The 18242-nt window shown below is 43.5% G+C and carries 21 protein-coding genes; 16 read left to right on the forward strand and 5 right to left on the reverse strand.

All coding sequences use genetic code 11. The features are described from left to right. The first annotated feature begins 159 nt into the window (after positions 1-159). Together AS29_RS09640 and AS29_RS09645 are read left to right on the forward strand one after the other, a co-directional pair. Positions 160-1251 carry a mechanosensitive ion channel family protein gene (locus tag AS29_RS09640; RefSeq protein ID WP_035405633.1) on the forward strand — a complete coding sequence of 364 codons (1092 nt, stop codon included), beginning with the start codon at positions 160-162 and terminating at the stop codon, positions 1249-1251. An 85-nt stretch (positions 1252-1336) separates the two neighbouring features. Beyond that, positions 1337-2098, forward strand: a complete 762-nt coding sequence (locus AS29_RS09645; RefSeq protein ID WP_442854525.1) for an NAD-dependent protein deacylase — start codon at positions 1337-1339, stop codon at positions 2096-2098. Between the two features lie 133 nt (positions 2099-2231). Here AS29_RS09645 and AS29_RS09650 read toward each other — a convergent pair whose 3' ends face one another. Then, the gene (locus AS29_RS09650) at positions 2232-3071 is read right to left on the reverse strand and encodes a polysaccharide deacetylase family protein (RefSeq protein WP_051860575.1); all 840 of its coding nucleotides are present in this window, start codon (positions 3069-3071) and stop codon (positions 2232-2234) included. Positions 3072-3332: 261 nt separating this feature from the next. Between AS29_RS09650 and AS29_RS09655 the strand changes: the two genes are divergently transcribed. From AS29_RS09655 to nadE, 10 genes are all read left to right on the forward strand, one after another. Further along, on the forward strand, positions 3333-4115 hold the full coding sequence (locus AS29_RS09655) for an SDR family NAD(P)-dependent oxidoreductase (RefSeq protein ID WP_035405636.1): 783 nt from the start codon (positions 3333-3335) through the stop codon (positions 4113-4115). Between the two features lie 67 nt (positions 4116-4182). Then, positions 4183-4488, forward strand: a complete 306-nt coding sequence (locus tag AS29_RS09660) for an ArsR/SmtB family transcription factor (protein WP_035405638.1) — start codon at positions 4183-4185, stop codon at positions 4486-4488. A 75-nt stretch (positions 4489-4563) separates the two neighbouring features. Next, positions 4564-5583: an NAD-dependent epimerase/dehydratase family protein gene (locus AS29_RS09665; protein WP_035405640.1), complete on the forward strand. Its 1020-nt coding sequence runs from the start codon at positions 4564-4566 to the stop codon at positions 5581-5583. Then, the gene (locus tag AS29_RS09670) at positions 5576-6961 is read left to right on the forward strand and encodes an aldehyde dehydrogenase (protein WP_035405643.1); all 1386 of its coding nucleotides are present in this window, start codon (positions 5576-5578) and stop codon (positions 6959-6961) included. Before AS29_RS09665 ends, AS29_RS09670 begins: the two co-directional genes overlap by 8 nt. Before the next feature lie 1024 nt (positions 6962-7985). Continuing rightward, entirely contained in the window at positions 7986-8621 is a 636-nt protein-coding gene (locus tag AS29_RS22050; protein ID WP_442854526.1) for a methyl-accepting chemotaxis protein, read from the forward strand. Between the two features lie 164 nt (positions 8622-8785). Beyond that, entirely contained in the window at positions 8786-9556 is a 771-nt protein-coding gene (locus AS29_RS09680; protein ID WP_035405702.1) for an NUDIX hydrolase, read from the forward strand. 19 nt (positions 9557-9575) lie between these two features. Continuing rightward, positions 9576-10124 carry a cysteine hydrolase family protein gene (locus AS29_RS09685; RefSeq protein ID WP_035405647.1) on the forward strand — a complete coding sequence of 183 codons (549 nt, stop codon included), beginning with the start codon at positions 9576-9578 and terminating at the stop codon, positions 10122-10124. A gap of 23 nt (positions 10125-10147) precedes the next feature. Further along, positions 10148-11614, forward strand: a complete 1467-nt coding sequence (locus AS29_RS09690) for a nicotinate phosphoribosyltransferase (RefSeq protein WP_035405649.1) — start codon at positions 10148-10150, stop codon at positions 11612-11614. A gap of 7 nt (positions 11615-11621) precedes the next feature. Continuing rightward, a complete protein-coding gene (gene nadD / locus AS29_RS09695; RefSeq protein WP_035405651.1) occupies positions 11622-12236 on the forward strand; it encodes a nicotinate (nicotinamide) nucleotide adenylyltransferase in 615 nt (204 codons plus the stop codon). Positions 12237-12259: 23 nt separating this feature from the next. Further along, the gene (gene nadE, locus AS29_RS09700) at positions 12260-13078 is read left to right on the forward strand and encodes an ammonia-dependent NAD(+) synthetase (RefSeq protein WP_035405653.1); all 819 of its coding nucleotides are present in this window, start codon (positions 12260-12262) and stop codon (positions 13076-13078) included. Between the two features lie 193 nt (positions 13079-13271). On the opposite strand, the gene AS29_RS09705 is transcribed toward nadE, so the two are convergent. From AS29_RS09705 to AS29_RS09715, 3 genes are all read right to left on the reverse strand, one after another. Further along, positions 13272-14165, reverse strand: a complete 894-nt coding sequence (locus tag AS29_RS09705) for a DMT family transporter (protein ID WP_035405654.1) — start codon at positions 14163-14165, stop codon at positions 13272-13274. After that, on the reverse strand, positions 14162-14710 hold the full coding sequence (locus tag AS29_RS09710; protein ID WP_035405656.1) for a bifunctional transcriptional activator/DNA repair enzyme AdaA: 549 nt from the start codon (positions 14708-14710) through the stop codon (positions 14162-14164). The genes AS29_RS09705 and AS29_RS09710 overlap by 4 nt, the downstream gene beginning before the upstream one ends. Before the next feature lie 172 nt (positions 14711-14882). Further along, the gene (locus AS29_RS09715) at positions 14883-16133 is read right to left on the reverse strand and encodes an ATP-binding protein (protein WP_035405658.1); all 1251 of its coding nucleotides are present in this window, start codon (positions 16131-16133) and stop codon (positions 14883-14885) included. Between the two features lie 234 nt (positions 16134-16367). On the opposite strand from AS29_RS09715, the gene AS29_RS09720 reads away from it, so the two are divergent. The 3 genes from AS29_RS09720 to AS29_RS09730 all read left to right on the forward strand — a co-directional run bounded on the left by AS29_RS09720 (position 16368) and on the right by AS29_RS09730 (position 17215). Continuing rightward, entirely contained in the window at positions 16368-16610 is a 243-nt protein-coding gene (locus AS29_RS09720; protein ID WP_035405661.1) for a hypothetical protein, read from the forward strand. Positions 16611-16619: 9 nt separating this feature from the next. Beyond that, positions 16620-16871, forward strand: a complete 252-nt coding sequence (locus AS29_RS09725; protein ID WP_035405662.1) for a hypothetical protein — start codon at positions 16620-16622, stop codon at positions 16869-16871. A 125-nt stretch (positions 16872-16996) separates the two neighbouring features. Next, on the forward strand, positions 16997-17215 hold the full coding sequence (locus AS29_RS09730; RefSeq protein ID WP_035405664.1) for a hypothetical protein: 219 nt from the start codon (positions 16997-16999) through the stop codon (positions 17213-17215). Here AS29_RS09730 and AS29_RS09735 read toward each other — a convergent pair. After that, positions 17212-17475, reverse strand: a complete 264-nt coding sequence (locus tag AS29_RS09735; protein WP_035405666.1) for a hypothetical protein — start codon at positions 17473-17475, stop codon at positions 17212-17214. The genes AS29_RS09730 and AS29_RS09735 overlap by 4 nt on opposite strands. Before the next feature lie 90 nt (positions 17476-17565). Here AS29_RS09735 and AS29_RS09740 point away from each other — a divergent pair, with 90 nt between their 5' ends. Next, a complete protein-coding gene (locus tag AS29_RS09740) occupies positions 17566-18213 on the forward strand; it encodes a hypothetical protein (RefSeq protein WP_035405667.1) in 648 nt (215 codons plus the stop codon). Positions 18214-18242 lie beyond the last annotated feature (29 nt).

The following is an 18242-nucleotide window of genomic DNA, read 5'->3' on the forward strand; positions in this document are numbered from 1 at the left end:
GGCCCGTGCCTCAAAGCCTTGGAATGGAAAACCCCCCCTTATTGCCGTTTAACATTTTTTCATAAAGGTATATAAATGAAAAAGGGGACATTATTCCCGTTTTTGGAACGAATATATAGTATAATTCTTTTTTAATCAATCTAAAGGAGAGAAAAAGCAGTGCTGTTATCTTGGTTTACATACGAAAATTTGACGAAGCTTGGAATTAGTTTAGGCATCCTTGTTTTGTTTTTAGTTCTTAGAAAGCTTTTTACGAAATATATCTTTCATCTGATTATGAGAATAAGCAGGAGAACACCAACCGAATTTTTTACACATGTTCTGCTATCGTTTGAAAAGCCATTTAGATGGCTGTTTGTGTCCGTCGGTATTTACTTGGCTATTATCTACTCGCCATTTTTTAATGACAGCATGCAAATTGTTCATGAGGTTTACCGATCTGCCATTGTCATCGTTCTTGCATGGGGACTGTACAATTTGACTGGTTCATCTTCCTTGTTTTTCAATAAAGTAAATTCAAGGTTTGATCTTGGTATTGATGATATTTTAGTGCCGTTCCTCTCTAAGCTATTGCGTTTCGTCATTGTAGCATTGAGCTTTAGCATTGTGGCTCAGGAATTTGATTACGATGTGAATGGTTTCGTTGCAGGTCTCGGTCTCGGCGGTCTTGCCTTTGCGCTTGCGGCCAAAGATACAATCGGCAATTTCCTTGGAGGAATCGTGATCATTACGGAAAAGCCCTTTACAATCGGGGACTGGATAAAAGCTCCGAGTGTGGAAGGTGTCGTAGAAGACATCACCTTCCGCAGCACGAAAATCAGGACATTCCCGCAGGCGCTTGTAACTGTGCCCAATTCCACTTTGGCGAATGAACCAATTACAAACTGGACCAAAATGGGGAAAAGACAAATCAACTTTAAAGTAGGGGTTACCTATCATACGAACCAAAAGCAAATGAGCTTAAGTGTAAAAAGAATCGATCACATGCTTCAGGAACATGACGGAATCGATGATGAGTCCATCCAAGTCAGCTTTGACAGCTTCAGTGCAAGCAGCCTGGACATTTTGATAAACTGCTTTACAAAAACAACCCAATATGGAGAGCACTTGAAAATAAAGCAGGACATTAACTTGAGAATTATGAGTATATTGGAAGAAGAAGGCGTGCGTTTTGCTTTTCCAAGCCAGACGATTTATGTTGAGCAAGCCGGGAACGGGGAAGAGCAAACGAAGGAAAAGCAATACTCATAATCCCGGAGGAATTCTCATTTACGTTAGTAACTCAGTTTAGGAAATGACACAGTATAAGAGGCAGGTTTTCATTTTGAACCATACCATCAACCAATTAGCCACTTGGCTGTCTGAAGCAAACGTCATATCGGTGATGACAGGTGCAGGTGTCAGTACAGAATCAGGAATACCTGATTTTCGTTCATCTCAAGGATTGTGGACAGAAGATCTTTCACGGACGGAGGTAATGAGCCGTTCCTATTTTGAACGGAATCCTAAATCCTTCTGGAGATATTTCAAAGATATTTTTCAAACGAAACTAAGTACTGGGCACCAGCCGAATAAAGGTCATTCGTTTTTAAGAGACTTAGAGAGCATGGGGAAGGAAGTTCGTATTTTTACCCAAAATGTAGATGGTCTTCACCAAAAAGCTGGGAGCCGTCATGTATATAACATGCATGGCTCTATACAGTCCGCAGAATGCCCGAAATGCAAAACCAGCTATGGATTGGATTATATTCATGAAGAAGAAGTGCCAAGGTGCAGCGCACTGATAGGCAATGGAAGACGCTGTGATTTTATCCTGAAGCCTGACGTTGTTCTTTTTGGAGACACGGTTCAGCACATGGAAGAGATCTATCACACGGTTGACCGTTCCGAGCTCCTTCTTGTAATGGGAACCTCGCTTGAAGTCTATCCAGTCAATCAGATTCCGAAGGACTTCCGGTATCGCGGTGATAAAAAAATGGTGCTTATCAATCGTGAACCGACTCGAATAGACCATGTGTTTGACCTTGTAATCCACGCTTCTATAGGGGAAACTCTTGAACAGGCTGAGGAGAAAATGAAACACGAAGATTCTGGCTGATTGAAGGAGACTCCTGAGATTGATGACACAATCTTCCGTATCATCTATAACCCAAAAATGCCCGGGATTCCACATCCCGGGCATTTTTTCCTTCTGGCTGATTACTAAAAAATCCAACATGCGAAACCAGCATTCATTTCAAATGAACAGGTTCCATATCCTCTGAAATGACATCAAATGAGTAACCGCGTTTTTTCAGCTCAGGAAGCAGCTGACTAAGAGCTTCCGGTGAAGGAAGTCGATCATGCATTAAGATTACGATTGGCTGGTCTGGAAAATCGTGATGGTGTTCTTCTACCTGATTCAGAACATCTGTTACGTAGTCAGGTTTTTTGAACTTCCAGTCAAAACTGTCGACATTCCAGTCCCAATATTGGAAGCCCGCAGCATGAAGAGCCTGCTGTTCTGGCTGTGTAAGGTTTGGTACGCTGCCATAAGGGGTGCGGACAAGGCTCGTTGTGATCCCTGTTAATTTTTTGAGTGTATCCCTTGATTTGCTCATTTCCCCTACGACGGATTCAGGATTGGCATAAAAGACCTTCGGCTTGTGCGAGACACCGTGAAGTCCTGCAGCATTCCCTGTTTGGACAATGCGTTTAACCTCTTCCGCATGCTTAACCATATTGGGCTCAAGCATGAAGAATGTGGCCGGTACCTCATATTTGCCTAGAACATCCAGAATGTCATCGGTGGCATATGATGGACCGTCGTCAAACGTTAAAAATACCGTTTTTTCCTTGACTTCCTTCTTTTGCTCCAGGGGTTTTGGAATCATTGATTCCGGGGGATCCGCCTTCATGAATTCTTCCTTTCCCCCATGCTTTAGCGTTCCTATTTCCTGGCTATTCACCTTCGCTTTAACCGGTTTGTGCAAATCTGTTTCCATCCAAAGCGACACGAGAACCAGGCCCATTACTGCGAGTACACTTGCTTTCATCCATAAATACTTCGGCGTCGGCTGTCTTTTTTCCACATGACCCTCTCCCATGACGTGTAGCTATGTATTCTTATAGTAGTGTAACGAAAATTGGAAGCTGTTTTGTTACAGGAAAGTAACAATTTATCGACTATTATGTAATGAAGCGGAATGAATGTGCTTCATGTGTGCAGTCCAAAATATGGATGAGCAGAAATTTCGTAATTTTATTGACGGCTGATTGGAAAGCGGATATATTAAGTTTATAAGTTTAAATGTTTAAGTTTTTAAACAAACAATCATTAGGAGGAATTGTTTATGAAATCAATGGGTTATGTTCTCATAACAGGTGCTTCAGGCGGAATTGGAATGGAACTCGCTAAAATTGCAGCAGGGAAGGGCTATTCACTGATTCTCGCAGCCAGAAATGAGAAGAAACTGCTGGAGCTGAAGGCCGACCTTGAGAGTAAGCACGGTATTTCAGTTGTAATCCATCAGGCAGACTTATCAAAACCTGAGGAAATAACGAAAATGGCAGAAGAATTGAAAATAAAAAAATTAAAGGTATCCTATCTGATCAATAACGCTGGGTTTGGTTTGTTTGGAGAATTTCTTGAAACAGATCTCGATGCAGAATTGAATATGATTGACTTAAATATCCGGTCCCTGACACACCTGACCAAACTGTTTCTGCCGGATATGACAGAGCGCAATGAGGGAGGCATCCTTAACATCGCTTCAACCGCAGCCTTCCAGCCTGGTCCGCTAATGGCTGTTTATTATGCAACCAAAGCATACGTCCTTTCGTTCACAGAAGCTCTTGAAAATGAGCTCAAGGATACAAATATCCGTGTATCTGCACTCTGCCCGGGTCCGACCGATACCGGTTTTTCGGAAAGAGCTGACCTCGGCAAATCCAAGCTTTTCAATAATGGTGTCATGCGGGCAGATCAGGCTGCACAAGCAGGATTTGATGGGTGGATGAAAGGGAAAACGGTCATCGTTCCGGGTCTTCAAAATAAAATCTTGGCTGGATCGGTCCGTTTCATGCCGAGAAAAATGATTACCTCTATTGTGAGGAGCGTGCAGGGCAAAAATTAATGGAAAATGGCGGGTAATTCATAATGGTGTATAATAAGGGTAATTGCATTAAGAAAGGCTGATGATCATGTCAGAACCCGTTTTAGAGATTTTTCGATCGTGCACGCCCATTTTTCAGGCACTTGGCGATGCAGCCAGACAGGATATCATTTTGCTGCTGGCAAAGCATGATACCTTAACCGTAAATCAAATTGCTGAGCAATCCCATCTTTCCCGTCCTGCTATCTCCCACCATTTAAAGGTTCTCAGGGATAACCAGCTTGTAGCGATTGAACAAAAGGGAACTCAGCGTTATTATTCATTATCTCTCGATCAGTCTGTAGACCTGTTGAAACAGCTGATATCCAAAATAGAAGAAGAGTGCGATCTATAAATATATGATCTAACTCTGCTTTAAATGTTTATATATTTAAACGTTTGAACGATAGAACTGAAAGGACGCTTGCAAATGAAGATAGGAGTACTTGGAGCTACAGGCATGATCGGTCACCACACAGCTTTGGCTGTTTTGGAGCGGGGACATGAGTTGAGAGTGATTCATAGAAAAAATTCAAATCTTTCCGTTCTAAAAGATCTGGCTTTTGAATCAGCAGAAGCAGATTTGTATGATCAAGCAGCAATGGAGAAAGCTTTGTCAGGTTTGGATGCCATTATTCATTGTGCAGCCTATTATCCGGTTAAGCCGCTTCCGCTTAAAGAAGATGTGGGGCTAGCCCGGCTCCAAATGAATACTTTTTTATCGGCATGTGAAGCTAATTCACAGCTGAATAAGATTGTTTATACCGGAGGGTCCATCGCTCTCCCTAAAAATGCTGATGGAGCCCCGGGGACAGAGACGCTTGTTTACACGAACCCGCCTGCGCAAAAAAATGCCTATCTGCAGGTGAAATATGAGATGGATAAAATAGCGAGAGAAAGAGCATCCGCAAAATTGCCGATTGTCATTGGAATCCCTGCAATGTGCCTTGGTGAATATGACTATGGTCCTTCAACTGGGCAGATTATAGTTGAAGTGGCAAATGAATCCCTTCCTGCTTATTTAGAAGGAAACCGGAATGTCGTTTATGCAGGGGATGCAGGACGGGGACTGGTGCTGGCTGCTGAGAAAGGCAGAATTGGAGAGCGCTATTTAATCACCGGGACGAATATTTCCATGAGTGAACTCGTTCCTAAAATTGCTTCTCTCGCCGGTGCGGTTCCACCTAAAAGAATTCTCTCGCTTAACGCTGCCAAAATCATCGCTTCTTTAGTATCTGTAAAACAGTCAATGTTCGGCGGGCCGAGCCCGAAGCTTTCAAAAACGGCGGTTGCGATTATGGGATTAGGGCAATTTCTTGATGGGGGCAAGGCTGAGAGGGAGCTTGGCTATTCGCCCTCGAATACACTCGATGAGACACTTGAGCGAACATTGTTATGGTTTAAAAAAGAAGGTTATCTATCATCAAAGGAGATGGGACATCATGATTGACACAAAGCCTGATGAAATAAAGCAAATCCTCAAGGAGCAGCAAACGTATTTTGCCACTCAACAAACAAAAAATATTTCATTTCGCTTGGAGCAGTTAAAGAAGCTTAAGGATGGAGTAAAGAAACACGAGCAGGATATTGTTAAGGCCCTCGCTCTGGACTTAAATAAATCAGAGCTTGAAGCTTACTCAACAGAAATCGGTATTCTATATGAAGAGATTAATTTTACGATGAAGAGATTAAGAAATTGGGCTAAGCCAAGAAAGGTGAGTACGGCACTGACACATACTGGGTCTAGAGGGTATGTCATTCATGAGCCTTATGGTGCAGTGCTTATTATTGCACCGTGGAACTACCCTTTTCAGCTTGCCTTATCTCCTCTAGTCGGAGCAATCGCAGCTGGAAACACAGCGGTCATTAAGCCTTCAGAGCTGACGCCGAACGTTTCGTCACTGATCAAGAAGATTCTTCAGGAACAATACACTTCCGCTTATATTGCAACAGTTGAAGGGGGGGTAGCAGCGAGCCAAGCCCTCCTGGAACTGCCATTTGATTACATCTTTTTCACAGGAAGCGTCCCAGTCGGAAAAGTTGTGATGGAAGCAGCAGCTAAGCACCTTACCCCCGTCACACTTGAATTAGGCGGAAAAAGTCCAACGATTGTAGATGAGCAAGTGAATATCAAACTTGCAGCTAAACGGATTGTATTCGGTAAATTTACGAACGCCGGTCAAACGTGTATTGCTCCGGATTATCTGCTTGTTCAAAAGAAAGTAAAACAAGAATTGATTGACGCAATGAAGGAAGCAATAAATGAGTTTTATGGAGATAACCCTTTGGAAAGCAGCCGGTATTCAAAAATTGTGAATGATCGCCATTACAGCAGACTCACTCGTTATCTTAATGATGGAAGAATCCTTTTTGGAGGAACACGAGATGATGGGACTCACCGGATTGCGCCAACACTGCTCGATCAAGTGGATCCCAATTCACCTGTAATGACGGAAGAAATTTTCGGACCGATTTTTCCAGTGATGGAATATGACACTCTGGATGAAGCAATCGAATTCGTGAATTCCCGTCCAAAGCCGCTCGCTCTCTATCTATTTACAGAAAGCAAAGAGACAGAAGCAGAAGTGACAAACCGTATTTCTTTTGGCGGAGGATGCATCAACGATACCCTTATGCACATCGCGACTCCCTATCTCCCATTTGGAGGAGTCGGTGAAAGCGGGATGGGAAGCTATCACGGGAAATACAGCTTTGAAACCTTTTCCCATGCTAAGAGCGTGCTGAAGCAGACGACAATATTTGACTTTTCCTTCCGATATCCTTCAGCAAAGAACGGTCTAAAATTAGTAAAAAGATTATTAAAATAATAAAATGGACAGCTCCATTAGGGGGGCTGTCCTCGTTTTGTCGAAAAATAATCGGAATTCCAGCACATTGTGATTTCAGATATAGGTCTTTCTTCCGATATATTCAGTAATAGATGTTAGGAATTTTGCTGCTTACTTAGGAGGAATATCATTGAACGCATCGAAGAACAGGCTTATGCTGTGGGTCTCCGCAGTGTGCATTGCCGTAGCCTGCGGTATACAAGTTATCCATCGCCTTTTTCCAATGCACATGCATATGGAGCATTCAGGCAGCCATTCACTGATTCTGATTGCTGCGATCATCCTGCCGGTTCTTTTATTGAGTGCCGCTGTTTTCTTTTATAACCAAGATTCAAGCCATCGGCTCGTCCCGCTCTTTATAGTACTGACGCTAACTTTTTCCAGCATCGCTATGATCGTTTCAGGAGAAGGGATGGTTGTGTACCATTTTTCGATCTTTCTGGTCGTAGCGCTGGCTGCCTATTATGACAGTATAAGATTGATTTCGGTAATGACTGTTCTTTTTGCCGTTCCTCACCTAATTGCTATGTTTGCCTTTACAGATTTGTTCTTCGGAGATCACGATTATACATGGTTTATGTTTTTCATACATGCGTTCTATCTCGTTCTTACATCAGGGGGGATCTCATGGCAAATCTACTCGAAAAATAAATATACCCGTGAGCTCTTGCAGAAAAATGAATGGCAAAAGCAATCCTTGGAGCGCCTAACAAATGAACTGGCTTCTACCGCTCACCGCATCGTTGAAAATGTGGACAGATTGACTGAGCATGGTGAAATGACTGGTCTGGTAAGCCGCCAAATAAAGGATTCCGCCTCTGAAGTAGCAGCGGGTACGGTAAGTCAAGTGGCAGAGGCAAAGCAAAGTGAAGAAAAAATGATTGATATGCAAAATGGAGCGGTTAAAATCTCAAGTGCCGCTGCCAGTATTCGGGAATTGTCCTTTAACGCCAATGAACTAGTAAACGCGGGGAAAGAATCACTTGAAGATACAGAGCGTCAAATGGAGAACATTCATGAAACCTTTGAAACGCTTGCCCGCTCCATTCAGGCCCTTCAAAGTCAATCAAAGCAGATTGGCGGCATTGTTTCAGAGATAGCTTCCATTGCGGATCAGACAAATCTTCTCGCCTTGAATGCTGCGATTGAAGCCGCCAGGGCAGGAGAAGCAGGAAAAGGATTTGCTGTGGTGGCGGATGAGGTCCGGAAGCTTGCAGGGAAGTCAAACGAATCTACTGAAAAAATCAGCCATCTTATTGACGCTATTCAAAACGATATCCAACAGGTGACCGAAGAAATGAACGCAGGTTCCGGGGTTGTCCAGGAAGGTTTGCTTAAAGTCGAAACAACTGCAGCAGCCTTTGAACAAATCAACACCGCTTCCAATGATGTTGCTGCTGGCACAGACCGGGTGGCAGAGGAAGTTACCCGTTTCCTTCAGAGCATTACCGAAGTAAGCGACTCCATTTCCAGCATGTCATCTGCCCTGCACTTAAGCAAAAAGGCGAGCGGCGAAATGATCACCAGCATGGAAAGCCAATCAGAAGCGGTTCAATATCTTGGTACCATCATGGAATCCCTGGGAGAACTCACCGCAAACCTGAATGGACTGGTCGCATCGCTTGGGGAAAATAAGTAGAAGAGTGAAAAGCAGCCGGTGGCTGCTTTTTTAATTGTAATGAAAATATAAGAGACGGAAAGAAAAAATCTGACTATCCATCTTCCATCTTAGTTGACTTCCCAAACTTCATATAATACAATTAACAAAATGTTAATTAAAAAGCTGGTGAATAAGTGAGTGATATAAATCAACAAGCCTTAAAAAATTATGATTCCGGCAAGTATCGGACACCTGATGGATACACGTCAGACATCGCCGTATTTACGATTCATTCAGAAAAGCGGGAGCATAAGCCGCCCATTGTAAGCATGATGCTAATGCTGATCCAGAGGACAGAAATCACTGCCGAGGGCACCCCGAATATTGAAGGGGGCAAATGGGCGCTTCCGGGAGGATTTGTTCAGCCGGATGAAACCGCGCTTGAAGCCGCACATCGGGAGCTTTTAGAGGAAACCGGGGTAAGAGGCATTCATATGAAACATTACGGTGTATATGACCGGCCGGGAAGGGATCCGCGCGGATGGATTTTATCCAATGCCCATTATGCGATAGTGCCGGAGGATGTGCTGAAAGGACGAAAGGCGAGTGATGATGCGGAGGATGTTCAGCTTTTCCGCTTGGAGGATTTGAAATCCATTCAGCTTGCATTTGATCATGAGCAGTTAATTTCCGATGCCATTCGCGAGATCCGATCAGATCTGCTCCAGACAACAGCAGCGAAGAATTTTTTGCCTGAGGAATTTACTTACTCAGAGCTGCAGGCGGTGCTTCTAACGGTAACCGATGACCCCGCCATTAAAAGCGAGCAGTCATTTGCCAGGAAAATCAAGACACTTCCTTTCATAGAGGAAGCAGAGGGGAAGACAACAGCCAGAACCTCAAAAAAGCCTGCTAAGCTGTACCGTTTTGTAGAAATGGATATCATAAAGCCAATCTATACGGCACGCTACTAAGTAAACAGGGGGAATGGGCATGACCAGGGGATTGATTGTGATTGATTACACAAATGATTTTGTTGCGGATAACGGAGCACTGACTTGCGGCAAGCCGGGTCAGGTGATTGAATCAGAAATCGTGAGGGTAACGAAAGATTTTATTGAGTCTGGAGATGCGGTTGTTTTCGCAGTAGACTTTCATAAAAAGAATGATCCATTTCATCCGGAGACAGCTCTTTACCCTCCTCATAATATTGAGGGAACCTCAGGAAGAGAGCTATACGGAGCGCTTCAGGGTCTATATGATCAAAATCAGCATCTCGGCCATGTTTTTTGGATGGATAAAACGCGGTACAGCGCATTTGCAGGGACGAATTTGGAAATCCTTCTCAGAGAGAGAGGAATTACGGAGCTTCATCTGATTGGGGTATGCACAGACATTTGTGTTCTTCACACGGCAGTAGATGCCTATAATAAAGGATTTAAACTTACGGTTCACGAGAAGGCAGCAGCCAGTTTTGACGAAGATGGCCATAAATGGGCGCTTAGGCATTTCAAAGGCAGCTTAAATGCGGAAATCCAGTAGTTGGATGGAGAGGAGATCTACAGATGCACGACAGATATGAGGATGACAGCCTGGCCCTTCATACGGACCTTTATCAAATAAATATGGCGGAAACTTACTGGGAAGACGGTGTTCATAATAACAAGGCTGTTTTTGAATTATTTTTCAGAAAACTGCCGTTTGGCAATGGATATGCAGTCTTTGCAGGACTTGAGAGGGTTATTCAGTATTTAAATGGATTTCGTTTCTCAGAAAGTGACTTGGAGTTTTTAAAGGAACTTGGGTACCAGGAAGATTTTCGGGCTTACCTGAAAGATATGCGATTTACCGGTTCCGTCCGTTCAATGGAAGAAGGAGAGCTTGTTTTCGGAGGCGAGCCGATGATTCGGATTGAAGCTCCGCTTGCCGAAGCTCAGCTCGTTGAAACGGCTTTGCTGAATATCGTAAACTTCCAGACGCTGATTGCAACGAAGGCGTGCAGGATAAAGCAGGCTGTCGGTAATCAGACGGTGATGGAATTTGGTTCAAGACGGGCTCATGAACTGGATGCCGCTCTCTGGGGAACGCGGGCTGCCTTTATCGGCGGACTCGAAGCAACCTCCAACGTTCGGGCGGCGAAGCTATTCGGAATTCCTGCGGCCGGAACCCATGCCCATGCACTTGTTCAGGCATACCGTGACGAATATACAGCTTTCCATAAATACGCCCGCCGCCACAAGGACTGCGTCTTCTTAGTTGATACATACGATACGCTGAAGTCCGGTGTCCCTAATGCGATCAGAGTGGCACAGGAGCTTGGTGATAAAATTAATTTTGTCGGAATTCGCCTTGATAGCGGGGATATGGCGTACCTGTCTAAAAAAGCGAGAAAGATGCTGGATGATGCAGGATTTACAGAAACGCATATTATCGCATCCAATGATTTGGATGAAGACACGATTATGAATTTAAAGTCGCAGGGAGCCCGGATTGATACATGGGGAATTGGCACGAAGCTTATCACAGCCTATGATCAGCCGGCATTGGGTGCCGTATACAAGCTTGTCAGCATTGAAGGCAAAGATGGCGTTATGGAGGATACCATTAAAATCAGCGGGAATCCTGAAAAAGTCACAACGCCAGGCATGAAACGCCTCTACAGAATTATCAATACGAATAACCATAAATCAGAAGGCGATTATATTGCGCTTGAAGAAGAAAACCCGAACGAAGAAGAGCGACTGAAAATGTTCCATCCGGTTCATACGTACATCAGTAAATTCGTGACGGATTTTGAAGCGCGTGATCTCCATAAAGATATATTCAAAGACGGAAAACTTATCTATGATCTTCCATCAATTAAGGATATTCAAAGCAAGGTGAAAAGTAATCTTGAGGAGCTTTGGGATGAGTACAGAAGAAAGCTGAATCCTGAGGATTACCCGGTCGATCTCAGTGAAAAATGCTGGGAAAACAAAATGAGAAATATTCGCGAGGTTAAAGAGAAGGTTGAAAAAATAAGAAAAGGGTGAAAAGTGCATGGCGAAAATCGGGATTTACGGCAGCTCGTTCGACCCGGTCACAAACGTTCATTTATGGACAGCAAGCACAGTAGCACATCGCTGCAAGCTGGACCGGGTCATTTTTCTTCCCTGCTCCAGCAAAAGAAAGGATAAGAGTCTGAACACCACCGATGAACACCGGATTGCCATGCTTGAGATGGCCCTGAAAAACAATGAAAAATTCATCCTGGATGACTATGAAATGAATCAGGATAGCTGGAATGTTTACACGTATCATACGATGCAGCATTTTCATTCCCTTTTCCCCGGTGATGAAGTGTCATTCATCATGGGTGCCGACCTCCTGGAAGACATTGCGGAGGGGAAATGGAAGTATTCTGACGAACTGATTGCGAATAATAAGTTTATCGTCATGGCCCGAAATGGTATAGATATGTTAAAGACGATTTCCCGTTCGCCCCTGCTTCGCAATTATGATGATGGAACGAGGTTTCATTTAATTGATAAGGGACTTGCAATGGAAATCAGCAGCACCTATATCCGGGAAGAGCTTGCAAAGGGCGGGGAGCCGCGCTATCTGCTTCCCGATGCGTGCTATGATTACGTGAAAAATCATGGTTTATATCAATAGCAATTTTTAAGGAGGACTATAACGTGAGCATGCAAAAGCAGATTATGAAAGAGTTAAGTGTACAGCCTCAAATTGACCCGGCACAGGAAATCCGAAAACGCGTCGACTTTTTGAAGGAATACGTGAAAAAGACGAACACAAAAGGATTTGTGCTTGGGATCAGTCTTGGGCAGGACTCAACGCTTGCAGGCAAACTGAATCAAATGGCAGTAGAAGAGCTTCGCGAGGAAGGCTATGATGCCTCGTTCCTTGCCGTACGGCTGCCGTATAAAGTTCAGCATGACGAGCACGATGCCAAGCTTGTCTTTGAATTTATGAAGCCGGACAAAATTGTAACTTACAACATCGCAGCTGCGGTGGACGGGTTTACGGAAACATACAACGAATCTGATGAGGTGAAGCTCGCGGATTACCATAAAGGAAATGTAAAAGCACGAATCCGGATGACCGCGCAATATGCGTTTGGCGGACAGCACGGTTTGCTTGTAACGGGAACAGACCACGCCGCTGAAGCAGTAACAGGATTCTTTACAAAATACGGAGACGGCGGAGCGGATATCCTGCCGCTTACCGGGTTAACAAAAAGACAGGGAAAAGCCCTTCTAAAAGAGCTCGGCTGCCCGGAAAGCCTGTACATGAAAGCTCCAACTGCCGACCTGCTGGATGATAAGCCGCAGCAGGCAGATGAAACGGAGCTTGGAATTACGTATGATGAGCTGGATGATTACCTGGAAGGCAAGGAAGTATCAAGTGAAGTGGCTGAAAAGATTGAAAAGCGCTATATGATCACAGAGCATAAGCGTCAGCTGCCGGCTACGATGTTTGATGGCTGGTGGAAATAATCGAAGAGGACCGGGGGTAACTCCGGTCTTTTTTTTGGGGGGATTTTATTTTTTTGTCCGCATACCAGCGGCTAATCCATACACCGATAATAGATAAGCCGAGAATGCCAGCCATTATTGATAAAAATACGGGGAGCCACGCGCAGAAAAATAAGAACTCCTTTACATCTTCAACGAACTCTTTCTCCATTCCTTACGCAGATTCACTGATCGAAACTGCCGCTTTCTTTTTCCGGGTCGCCAGATAAACCCCCGCTAAAATAACAAATAGTCCCCATATGGCATGAGAGCTGATTTTTTCCTGCAGCAGAAAGGCTCCCCACAGCAGGGCGGTAACAGGAATAAGGAAGGTAACCGAAACCGCAATTTCCGGACCGCCTTCTTTTGTAATGTAATAAAAAAGAAGCTGGGCAATCCCTGATCCGAAACAGCCAAGCCCGATAATGGCGAGTAAAACTGGTCCATTGGCGAGAGCCGAAAGTTCAATGGGCTGTGAGAAAAGCAGCCCAATCAGTCCAACCATTGCACCGACAATCAGCGAGACGGCCGTCGTAAACAGCACTCCGCTGTTCCCCAGATATTTTCTCGTCAGCTGAGCTGAGGTTCCATAGCACAGAGTTGCAATCAGCATCGTGCCGACCCCCGTGAAATTTTCCTGAGCAAGCTTTACAACGTCAAAGTCGATGAAAATCAGGATACCGAGCAGTCCCATTAACAGTCCGATCCACTGTCTTGCAGCTAAAACAGCCGAGAAAAACAGGAGTCCGATCAGACCGGTCCATAATGGAGTGGTGGCGTTCAGAATGGAAGCGGAGCTGCTCGAAATGACCGTTTCGCTGAGCGCAATCAATCCCCATGGAAGACCAGTGTTCAGTACGCCAATGGTCAGAAGCGGAATCCATGGAATACTCTGCGGAATTGTCTTTCTTTTTGCCAGCAGAATCGGCAGTAGCAGGACAGCCCCTGCTACACATCGTAAAAAGACCGTCCCCCACATGCCGGCAGGTCCGACCAGAACTTTAATAAAAACAAAGGAAAGCCCCCAAATAAGACTGAGGCCTCCAAGAGCAGCATATACACGAATCATGTAAGCACCTTCTGTCTAAAATTGGATGGAGATTCACCGGTGAGCCTGTGAAACACTCTTGAAAAATGAGAAGGCTTTTTGAATCCGGCCATACGGGAGATTTCCGCAATCGAACAGGTCTCTTCTTTCATCAAGACTTGAGCAGCTGCGATACGGGTTTCCTCTAAATATTTGGCAGGTGATTTCCCTGCAAATTCTTTAAACGTTTTCTGAAAATAATAAGGGCTGATATAAAGAGAATCCGCTATTGTCTGAAGAGTCAGCTCCTCTTGGAATCTCTCTTCGATCAGTTTTTTTGCGTTTCGAATCAGATGCTCCTTTGGATCAGGAAGCACCTCCGCATCAGGCTGGCATCGCTTGCAGGGACGGTAGCCCTTATGGATGAAAAATTCCGCAGTTTCGTTCACATGAACATTTTGTCTCAAGGGGGTCCTTGAACGGCAAGAGGGCCTGCAGAATATGTTCGTTGTCTTCACTCCGTAGAAAAATTGCCCGTCAAAAGCAGTATTACAGGAAACAATGGCTTCCCATTCGAAGTCATGCATTGCCACTCACCTCCGTCTGAAATAAATTTTAACATATTTCAGCGAGGAGAAACGGGATGTGGAAAGGAACAGCAAAAATCCAAGAAGGTCAGGCATTTTTAGATGGATGATGCCTGACATTAGACTTGCTGGAATTTTCTTACGTAAATTCATTAGCTTAAAACCTCACCAATTAAGCTACCCGGGGGATAAGAATAATAAATTCTGTCCCCTTATCCTTTTCACTGTTAACTTGTATTTTCCCTTGAAAAGAACGGACTATTTGAAAACTTACCATCATTCCTAATCCTGTTCCGCTTTCTTTTAAGGAATAAAACGGAGACCCGAGCCGCTCCATCTGGTTTTTTGTCATCCCGATACCCTCGTCCTTAATGGTAATCATAATATTCCCGTCTTCAGTAGAAGCACATGTAATCCAGACAATCCCGCCACCCGGCATAGACTCTATCGCATTTTTGAAAATATTAATCAGTGATTGGTTCAATTTTTGAGGATTGGCATAAATCCAGCAGTTCTCCTGAATATTCGTTTTAAATTCAACATTATAGTTTAGGGAGTAGCTTTGCATGATGCTGACCGCCCTCTGCAGCTGATTACCTGCGTTGATTCTCTGGCTGTGATTTACAGTTGGTTTACCGAAAGATAAAAAATCATCAATAATTTCATTTGCACGATCTAATTCTTCAATAGAAATTTGAAGGTATTCCTTTTTTTTGTTTGGCAATTCAGGGTCGTTTAGCAGCTGAAGGAAGCCTCTGGTTACTTGCATCGGATTTCTGATTTCATGAGCAAATACACTAGCCAGCTCACCTATCACCCGGAATTTTTCTGAGTTTTGCATGTCTGACCGCAGCTTCTGTATTTCTCTAATAGATTCATTTAACATCGTAAAGAACCATGTGATGGCTAATACAAAGATTAGATGAATCATCTGTACTTTGAGATAGTCTATGGAAAATCCCTTTAACAATCCGAAAATGGAAATCCCTGTGAAAATATAGAAAAAAGATAGCCCTACAGCCATTTTAACTCGTCCATCTTTATTCGAACGTGCAAAGGACTTTTGAAAATATAGTAGAACAGGCAGTGATAGGGATAAGACAATAACAGTCGTATAAAATCCTATACTAATTCCAAAATAAAGGCGATACAGGATGATAAGGGCTGACAGAAACACGCCTGGCCAAAACCCGCCGTATAATATTCCGAATAGCAGAGGGATAATCCTCAGATCCAAACGGGCATTTTGACCAAAACTCACTGGGAAGGACATGCATAACAGTATTGAAATACCCCACAAAACAGCCATGATGACCTTTCTGTTTTTATGGCTCTGTACCTTCTCCGTGACAAGAGTAAAATAAATGAAAATAGGTATGGAAATAAGTGTTAGCTGCAGCAAAAAATCCTTAATTATATTCATCTTGGCTACCTTCCCTATTCAGTTCTTTAGCTGAATTCTTAAAATACATTCCATTCAGCCTGTTTTCTTATAGAGAAAAAAAGGATTATAGTAGTTATTATACTTTAAAGTTATCAGAATTTGTCGACGATTAAATCTGACTTTCCATTTTCTTTTAATGCAAGTCCATTCACACTACCCAGCCTCCATACATATAGTAAGGTAAATTGCAGGAGAGAAACGGAGGATTGGATTGTGCCAGTTTCCGTCGTTTTTAATCAGATTAACGTAGTAAGCATGGCGGCAAATTCCATTATTTCTTCTGGACAGAATAGCCAGCCTGACTGGAATGCCCAGGGGAAATTTAATTCAGGGAACGGGAATTACGTAAATTCTTGCGCGATAGGGTGTACCAACATCATCAATGATCAGGATTTATTCGATATGGCGATCTCGCAGCCGGAAAATATTAACCCGCAGCCTGTATCCCAAATATAGAAGAGAACTATGAAAAATTTAACCATTCAGTTTACCAATATAAATGTCTCTGCGCTGTCGACGAACTCTGGTGTTTTTACAGGAACCAATTCCCAATATGATTGGACCGTCAGCATGAAGAGCAATGCAGGATTCGGGAAGATCATTGGGGAAAATAACGTTTCAATTAACAACGTGAATATTGTGCATGATGACGATGTGATGGATTCCGATTTCACTCAGAACCAGGAATCGAATGATCAGCCTGTCTATCAAAGTTAATCCAAAGGCCATCTTACCCGGATGGTTTTCCTTTGGATTGAGGTCATACTTTAGCGTTGCGTCTTATATATATTTAATAAGAAAATCAATGGTCCGTGGACAAGCATGAGAAAGGGGCTCTTTCAATGACAAAGATAGATTTTCAATCAGTGACAGTCAAGCTGATTCAAAATAGCTCTGGTTTGTTTTATGGAGAGAACCTGCAGTATAAATGGAAAAATAAATCGAGGGTATATGAAGGGTTTGGAAGAGTAAGCGGAAATTCCAATAAAATATTTAATAATATTACGTTGGATGAAACGCAGGAGAAGAAAGCAGAAGACTCTAATAAGAAACAGAACTAAAGGGCCCGTTTTCCTTTGGTGACTTGCTGATACACTTTTTCTGGTGATTTTTTCAAATGATCGTGAAGGACAAGGTGTGTATTATGAAAGATTTCATTGTCATTGCCAGATATGGTGCCGAAGCCGGAATGATGGCTGTCTAGCGATGAAGTCCAATTAATCTGCAGGTTTCTTCCTATGAATATACCTGCATTATCTGCAATTTCATGCACATTCAAGTCTTTAAAATTGATTTCAGGGGAATGAAGGTTAATTCTCATATTTCCTCCCTCAATACAAAATGTCAGTCCGCCAGGCTCATTTTATAATATGACGCAGCTGGGCGGAACGTGCAAAAGGGATGAAACGGAATGGCATCGGATGAAAAGGCCTGGTTAGAACTTCTTCAGCGGATCGAGAAAAGATTGGAAGCGATCGAGAAAACGGTTGAAAAAACTCAGAGCCATGTACATCAAACCTTTCATATTGAACACATTGAGACAATGAACATTCAGGAATTAACCTACCATTTAGAAAATGTAGATGTGAAGCAGCTGAGCGGGACGATGAATATAGGAAATACGTTTCCTTACTCCGCAAATACTGCCCGGCATGTCAAACCCGAAAATCAGTCTAAAGAAGAGATATATATTCGAATCAATGGAAAGAACATACCCTATCAAATCGGTAAACCGCAGAAGGAACTTCAGGAAGATGATAGAAAACCGCTTTCTGCGAACTTCACCATCGGAGACATTCATATTGGAGCCGTAGAGGATGCGTCTGCCGTTAGCTTCGGCAATAACTTTCCGACAGATTTTAAAAGCAGTAAAAAGCATAATCAGGGATTTGGCAACATCCTTGGCAATGGAAATGATATTCATGATATCCTTTCCCATCAGGAGGAAAGGGATGTTACAGAGGTCTTCAGCGACAGTCCGGATCAGCCGCAGCCTGAATGGCTGAAATGGCTGAAGGAGCAAAAGAATGACGGGGAGGAAGAAGGGGAACCGGAATGAAATAAGGAGCTGCTGCTGAAAAAGATATT

Source organism: Bacillus sp. SJS (genome assembly GCF_000732485.2).
Lineage (GTDB): Bacteria > Bacillota > Bacilli > Bacillales > Bacillaceae > Metabacillus_B > Metabacillus_B sediminis.